At 61.3% G+C, this 6,464-nt stretch carries 7 protein-coding genes and 1 pseudogene; 3 read left to right on the top strand and 5 right to left on the bottom strand.

What is annotated here, in order from left to right; translation table 11 throughout:
* Positions 1-497: 497 nt before the first annotated feature.
* Both ACFPOB_RS01160 and ACFPOB_RS01155 read right to left on the bottom strand, forming a co-directional pair.
* The gene (locus ACFPOB_RS01160) at positions 498-800 is read right to left on the bottom strand and encodes a hypothetical protein (RefSeq protein WP_068186367.1); all 303 of its coding nucleotides are present in this window, start codon (positions 798-800) and stop codon (positions 498-500) included.
* Positions 801-907: 107 nt separating this feature from the next.
* Positions 908-1,825, bottom strand: coding sequence for a cation diffusion facilitator family transporter (locus ACFPOB_RS01155; RefSeq protein WP_377795215.1), 918 nt, complete (start codon positions 1,823-1,825; stop codon positions 908-910).
* 554 nt (positions 1,826-2,379) lie between these two features.
* On the opposite strand from ACFPOB_RS01155, the gene ACFPOB_RS01150 reads away from it, so the two are divergent.
* Positions 2,380-3,036, top strand: a complete 657-nt coding sequence (locus ACFPOB_RS01150; protein WP_377795213.1) for a recombinase family protein — start codon at positions 2,380-2,382, stop codon at positions 3,034-3,036.
* Positions 3,037-3,135: 99 nt separating this feature from the next.
* Here the strand turns inward: ACFPOB_RS01150 and ACFPOB_RS01145 are convergent, their stop codons facing one another.
* Positions 3,136-4,113: an NAD(P)/FAD-dependent oxidoreductase gene (locus ACFPOB_RS01145; protein ID WP_377795211.1), complete on the bottom strand. Its 978-nt coding sequence runs from the start codon at positions 4,111-4,113 to the stop codon at positions 3,136-3,138.
* A 175-nt stretch (positions 4,114-4,288) separates the two neighbouring features.
* On the opposite strand from ACFPOB_RS01145, the gene flgF reads away from it, so the two are divergent.
* Positions 4,289-5,017, top strand: coding sequence for a flagellar basal-body rod protein FlgF (gene flgF / locus ACFPOB_RS01140; RefSeq protein ID WP_377795209.1), 729 nt, complete (start codon positions 4,289-4,291; stop codon positions 5,015-5,017).
* Positions 5,018-5,304: 287 nt separating this feature from the next.
* Complete coding sequence (locus tag ACFPOB_RS01135; protein WP_377795207.1) at positions 5,305-5,808, top strand: hypothetical protein; 504 nt, start codon at positions 5,305-5,307, stop codon at positions 5,806-5,808.
* A 252-nt stretch (positions 5,809-6,060) separates the two neighbouring features.
* Here the strand turns inward: ACFPOB_RS01135 and ACFPOB_RS01130 are convergent.
* Positions 6,061-6,351: pseudogene (locus ACFPOB_RS01130) on the bottom strand (transposase); the annotation flags it as partial.
* Complete coding sequence (locus ACFPOB_RS01125) at positions 6,325-6,453, bottom strand: hypothetical protein (protein WP_377795220.1); 129 nt, start codon at positions 6,451-6,453, stop codon at positions 6,325-6,327. The pseudogene ACFPOB_RS01130 and the gene ACFPOB_RS01125, both read right to left, overlap by 27 nt.
* Positions 6,454-6,464: the final 11 nt, after the last annotated feature.

The raw sequence follows: 6,464 nt of genomic DNA, 5'->3' as shown, positions 1-6,464 counted from the left end.
CGCATCGTCGACGGCCATCCGCAGAGCCAGATCGACGATCTGCTGCCATGGGCCTATGCGCCTCAGCCGCTCAAGGCCGTGGCCTGAGAACACCGCTTACCGCTATCCTTGCGGCCGTGTCTCTACGGAAGAGGAAGAGCGGAGACTCAGGAGGACGCGTACGACGGCGCCTGATGCCTTGAGGGCGATAAGGCTCGGTTTGTCACCAGGATCTGCTACCGATCACGGCCGAAAATAATCCTAGTCATACCAATCACCCCTAGCGCTGCTCCCAATGGACCCACAATCGTGACCCACGGGTGGCTGGGAAATACGCGATAAAGCACGATACCGACGACCGTAGCCGCAAACGCCGTTACCGCCAGCAATCCGATAACGAAAAACGCTCTTTGTAAGCTAGGCATCGGACATTCCCGAACATGATATCACGAACCGCGACGAAGCCTTGATGCGTTCAGTTCCGACTTCGCCTGCTTTTACGTAGTGCAGGGAACTGCTCAAGTGCTCTTGGCAAAATAAGCGCGCGCCGCCGCCACCGGCTCGGCGCAACCGGGTGCGGCGTCGATGAGGATTTTGTCGGGACTTGTCGCGCCGGTCCAGAGGCCGAATGTGCTCGAGACGAGCCAGACTGGATCGCCCGTCGCGCGCCGGACGATCACGGGCGCGGCGGTTTTCGCGCAGGCTGTGACCTGCGTGACGACCGCCTCCGGCACGCCGGCCGCGGTCAGGGTCTTGGTGATCCCCGCCTGTAGCGGGGCGATCAGGAAAAACGAGACGAGAGCGGAGATGATGGCGTCCATAATGGATGCCTCCTGCTTGCTGAAAGATCAGGCCTTTGGGAGCAGTTGCGCAATAGGGCCATATCGCGCTTGCCGACGGGACCTGCCGCATCGATGGGACTTGCGCATCAAATGCGCAGTTTGGCCTCCTTGGCCCGCAGCGCCGCGTCCTCGACCTGGATCGTCGTGTGGTCGAGTTTGAATTCGTCGCGCATGGCCGTGTTGGCGGCTTCAAGGATCGTGCGGGCCTGGCTCATGTCCGAGACCGTGAGATGGCAGCTCATCGCATCGAGGCCCGAGGTCACCGTCCAGACATGAAGATCACGCACCGCATCGACGCCGGGGATCGCGGCGAGTCGACCCTCGAGCAGGCCGACGTCGATCTCGGGCGGAGTGCCCTCCATCAGGATATGGATGGCCTGCTTCAGCAGGATCCAGGTGCGCGGTACGATGAACAGGCCGATGCCGGCGCCGATGATCGGATCGACCAGCGTCCAGCCGGTCAGCAGCACAACGATCGCCGCGACGATGACCCCGAGCGAACCCAGCATGTCGCTCAGCACCTCGAAATAGGCGCCCTTGATGTTGATGCTCTCCGACGAGCCACCTGAAAGCAGCTTCATGCTGATGAGGTTGACGATCAGGCCGATCACGGCGACCACCAGCATCGGCCCACCGATGATTTCCGGCGGGTTCTGGAAGCGCTTATAGGCCTCGTACAGGATGTAGACGGTCAACAGCAGCAGCACGACAGCGTTGGTCAGCGCCGAGAGCACCTCGGCGCGGACATAGCCGTAGGTCGCCTGCGGCGTCGCCGGCCGCTCGGAGAAGCGAATCGCGATGAGCGCCAAAGCGAGGCCGCCGGCGTCGGTGAGCATATGGGCAGCGTCGGCGAGAAGCGCGAGGCTACCGGTCCAGAGCCCGCCGACGACCTCGGCCACCATGAAGCTGGTCGTCAGCGCCAGAGCCCAGGCGAGCCGGCTCTTGTGCTTCCCTGCCGCCGTACCCGATGGCGCCGCGCCGGCATGCGAGTGTCCCGAACCCATCGTCTCTCCTCATCGAACCGAATTTCGACCTTGGTCTACATGATACAGGCATAAGGCGTGAGTTTAAGATACGGCCGATATCACCGTCGGAGCATTCGATGACGACCTTATGTAGGCGCTCTATATCCCTCTCATGATAGGGGTGCTGAGCATTCTGGGCAGGTTCGCATCGGGCACCGCTGGGCAATAATCCTGATCACGGGAGAGTTCGAGGTCTGCGATCGAGCAGGGGCCAGGGTTCCAAACCAAGAAGCGACTTGTCGGTGGACATGAACGGCTGGTGCCGGGTGGGTTGGCAAGCCTCGCCCTTGTTCAGTCAGGCCTGGCACCCCGACGCTACGAGCCGAGCCCGTGAACGTGAACAGCGTACGCTCGATGTGCCCTACCTCGCCGCGTCCGATCAGCCGGCTTTGTCACACAATCAACAAGTCTAAGCGTTTGCAGACCTTTGACAGAATGACGGGATTAGTGACAGGATTCGGATCGGGCGGAGCTGCCGTGCGGGCGCTCGGATAATCGGCCGTTTGCGTGACGGCGTCGTAAGGGGGAAACTCGTGCTGATCGGCTACATGCGCGTGAGCAAGACGGACGGGAGCCAGGTCGTCGATCTGCAATCCGACGCGCTCGTGGCCGCCGGCGTCGCCGTCGATCAGCTCTACACCGATCGCGCGTCCGGAAAGCGGGACGACCGGCCGGGACTGGAGGCCTGCCTAAGAGCGCTGCGCGATGGCGACACGCTGATGGTCTGGAAGCTGGACCGGCTAGGCCGCAACCTCAAGCACCTCGTCGATGTCGTTCAGGCTCTCAACGGACGCGGCGTCGGCCTGAAGGTGCTCACCGGCCAGGGCGCCGCAATCGACACCACCACGGCGAACGGTCGGCTGATGTTCAACGTCTTCGCTGCGCTGGCGGAGTTCGAGCGCGAGCTGATCGTCGAGCGCACCAACGCCGGTCTCGCTGCCGCGCGAGCCCGCGGGCGCAACGGCGGCCGACCCTTCAAGATGACGTCGGCGAAACTGCGGCTGGCGCAGGCGGCGATGGGCAAACCCGAGACGAAGATCGCTGATCTCTGTGCCGAACTCGGCGTCACCCGCCAGACGCTCTATCGCCATGTCGCGCCCACAGGCGACCTCCGGCCGGACGGCGAAAAGCTACTCGGCCGCAAGCCCAAACCGCCACGTTCCCGATCCATCCCCGAAAACGCGGTTTAGCGAACAAACCTCAAGGCAAGCCCCCGCCAGACCGCATTTTCCAAGCCCATTCCTGACGGTCAAAGAGCCCGGTTGTTGGATCGAAGCCGCTGGATCGCCTCAGCGAAAGAGAGGCGTGCTTGCGTTCAAATCATTGCGGATCGCCGTCGCTGCGACGGCTGCATGACCCATGGCGTAGCTGATCTGATCCAGTCCCTGGACGACGTCGCCCGCCGCGTAAAGGCCCGGCACGTCGGTTCGTTGCCTGTCATCGACGATCACACATCCCTGATCCGACAGTGTCGCGCCCAACGCGACTGCAAGAGTGCCTCGAACATCGCTGCCAAGCGCCGGATAGATCGCGTCGAAGACATGATTGCCGTCGGGCAATGCGACCGCGATCGCGTCATCACGCAGTTCGAAAGCCAGGCAGGGACCATCGAGCACCTTGATGGCGGCCTTATCGACGCGCGACCGCTGGCACGCATCGAGTTCGTGCACGCTATCAGGCGAAATCAAGGTTACATCCGACGTGAAGCTGCGCAAGAATTCCGCCTCGCCCAATCCGCCGATGGCGTCTCCGATGACGCCGACACGGGCGTCGGTCACCTCAAAGCCGTCGCAAATGGGGCAGTATCTCAGCAGACCGCGCGCCAGCGCCTGGGTATGCATATCATCCGGCATGCCCGCGGGGCGACGGTTGACCACGCCGGTCGCCAGCAGGACCGTCCGGGCCCGCAGGATTGCGGCGCCAGCCTTGGCGAGGAAATGGCCGCTTTCTTTCGTCAACGACATCACTTCGGCTGACAGATGGCGAGCACCGTAGCGCTTTGCTTGAGCCGACATGCGAACCAGGAGCTCAGATCCGGCAATCCCGTCTGGAAAACCGGCATGGTTATGGCTGACCGGAATCCAGCTGGCCCGGCTCTGTCCGCCGTCCACGACTACAACGGACAGATGATATCTTGCCAGATAGATCGCAGCCGTCAGTCCGGCGGGACCGCCGCCTATCACAAGGCAATCCAGCGGCTCCCCTACGCTGGCGACGTCCCTCTCCGCTGCGACTGCCAGCCCGTAGCTGGCCTCAAGGTTCGACATCATTCGAAGCTCCGGTCATGCTCGACGCTCGCGCAGACGCTGCCATTCACCGTCGCATTCAAAGCGGATGAAATTCGGACCGTTGCGATCCAGCCAAGAGGATCTCTGTGAAAATTGCCAGATTGCACGAAATCTAATAGATTGTTTTGCGGTTCTTGTTGGTGAAAAGAAAAAGATGTCATCGACCGGCTTAGTTCGTCTTTCGCACCTGATCGCGATGCGGCGTGATCTCGACAGATTGGCAAATAACGTTGCCAATATATCGACGCCAGGTTTCAAGGGTCAGCGCGCCTCTTTCAAGGAACATTTGAAAGAGGCGACCCAATCGGGCAATGAACCGAATGCGAACAAGTATGTCTCGCTCGTCGATAACGGCGTCTCCAGGATAAATTTGTCGCAGGGGCAAATCGAATTCACGGGCAATCCGCTCGATGTCGCCATCAAAGGCAACGGTTGGTTCGTCGTAAACACACCCAACGGTAACCGTTATACGCGCGACGGCTCGTTTAAGCTGAACAGCTCCGGGCAACTTGTCACAGCCTCCGGAAATCCGGTCGTCACCTCGAGTGGTCCTTTGACCTTTTCCGCTACCGAGCGAAATATAACGATCAGCGACGACGGGACGATTTCCACAAGCCAGGGTACGCGCGGCAAGGTCTCCGTGGTTGATTTTCCCAACCCCGCCGATCTGCTCGCCGCAGGCAACAACCTTTTCTCCTCAAGCACGAATCCATCCCCAATTGCACCTCGCATGGCCTCCGGCGCGATCGAAAAATCCAACGTCGTCGGCGCCACCGAAATGGTTGATCTCGTCAAGTTGACCAGAACGTATGAGATGGTCGCCAACATGATGAAAAAAGACGACGACTCGGTCGAGATGCAAAGGCTTTCCGACACGCTTTGAGGCTGACAGCGCCAAACACGATTTAGAGCCTCTTGGTGCCATGAATTGTTATGTCGAAAATCATTTAATTAAACGGGGAAGGCGCAAAAGTCCTCGGTTCGGACGGCACAAACCAGCCACATACCCGACCGACCCTGCTACCCAAACCGCCGATCTCGAAGCTCACCCCCGTCAAACAGGGGCGTATTTCATCACCCTGCTAAACACGGCTTCGAGCGGCGCCGAAAGCACCATGGACAAACGCAAGACGAAGATTATATCTCCGGTAGGATCGCTGGAGAACGCCGATGACGACGCGTCGAAACCTCCTTTCGCTCGGATTGACCGGCGCAGCGCTGACGCTCTCGCCGGCCCTCGTCACAGCCGCCCTCGCCCAGGCACGCGCCATCGGGTCGATCCGGGTCGACACCTCGCGCATCGCGAGGCAGGGCTGGGGTGAGAACGCCGAACGCATCCGCATCGCGATGGAACGCCAGCTCGCAGAGACGCTTGGCCCGCTCTATCAGCGCGGCAAGGGCGCGACGTTGCATGTCCTCGTCAAGGGTGTCTGGCTTTCGAGCTTCGCCGGCGGCAGCGGCAGGTCGACGGGCGGTGGTGGCAGCAACGACAATTTCGATAGCGAGATAACGGTATTCGGCTCGCATGGCGAGGTACTACAGACCTTTCCGATCCTCTCAGTGGTCGATTCCGGCTCCGGCGGAGCCTGGTACCGGCCCGACGTAGACCAGCGCCGCGTCGCCGCGCTGATCGAGAACAACTCGCTCTGGATCAAGCGCTATCTGGGCGGGTGAGGCGCGGCCTCACTCGAACGGCACGATCGGCTCGTCATTGACCCGGTCGAGCGCCAGCGCCGTGCGGACATTGAGGACATTGGGCAGTTCGCCGACGAAATCCTTGAACGCCTTTACGAGAGCACCACGATGCCGGCTTTGGCCGGGATTGTCAGGCGGCCACAGCTGACGGGCGGACGATGTGATCAGCTGATCGGCGATGCTTTTTGGCGTGATGTAGCGGGCGCGCTGGAAGGCCCATTCATCATACTATTCGAGCAGAATCAGGCCGACGAGCCTTGTGATTGCAGCGTTGTTGGGAACGATGCCGACGACCTCGGTTCTGCGCTTGATCTCACCGTTGGGACGCTCCCGCGGGTTCGTGCTGTGCATTTTGGCGGGATGCTGCGTCGGGAAGGTCGTGTAATGCGAAGACGTCGGTTTCGGCAGTGTCCATCAGCGCGGCGAGCTTGGGGACCGTCGGCCTGAGCTGGTCGGCGACCCTACGCCATTGCTGGCTGCGGCGGCCGCATCATCCTAAGCAAACGCCGTGGCGATATCCATGCCGAGCACCTCGCGCCTTCCATCGCTGTTGACGCCGACGGGGACGATCTCTGCGGCGAACCTGCCCGCTTTGCACAGCATTCCGGAGTCCAGCGCAGGCATGACGCATGCGA

The sequence above is a fragment of the Allobosea eneae genome, assembly GCF_042657265.1.
GTDB lineage: Bacteria > Pseudomonadota > Alphaproteobacteria > Rhizobiales > Beijerinckiaceae > Allobosea > Allobosea eneae.
The sequence above is the reverse complement of the archived record's forward strand: the minus strand, read 5'-3'. Positions and strand labels throughout refer to the sequence as shown.

Excerpts from the sequence above, each read along its gene's own strand:
- ACFPOB_RS01160 (WP_068186367.1), bottom strand. The coding sequence starts at position 800 with ATGGACGCCATCATCTCCGCTCTCGTCTCGTTTTTCCTGATCGCCCCG.
- ACFPOB_RS01155 (WP_377795215.1), bottom strand. The coding sequence starts at position 1,825 with ATGGGTTCGGGACACTCGCATGCCGGCGCGGCGCCATCGGGTACGGCG.
- ACFPOB_RS01135 (WP_377795207.1), top strand. The coding sequence starts at position 5,305 with ATGACGACGCGTCGAAACCTCCTTTCGCTCGGATTGACCGGCGCAGCG.
- flgF (WP_377795209.1), top strand. The coding sequence starts at position 4,289 with ATGTCATCGACCGGCTTAGTTCGTCTTTCGCACCTGATCGCGATGCGG.
- ACFPOB_RS01125 (WP_377795220.1), bottom strand. The coding sequence starts at position 6,453 with ATGCCTGCGCTGGACTCCGGAATGCTGTGCAAAGCGGGCAGGTTCGCC.
- ACFPOB_RS01145 (WP_377795211.1), bottom strand. The coding sequence starts at position 4,113 with ATGTCGAACCTTGAGGCCAGCTACGGGCTGGCAGTCGCAGCGGAGAGG.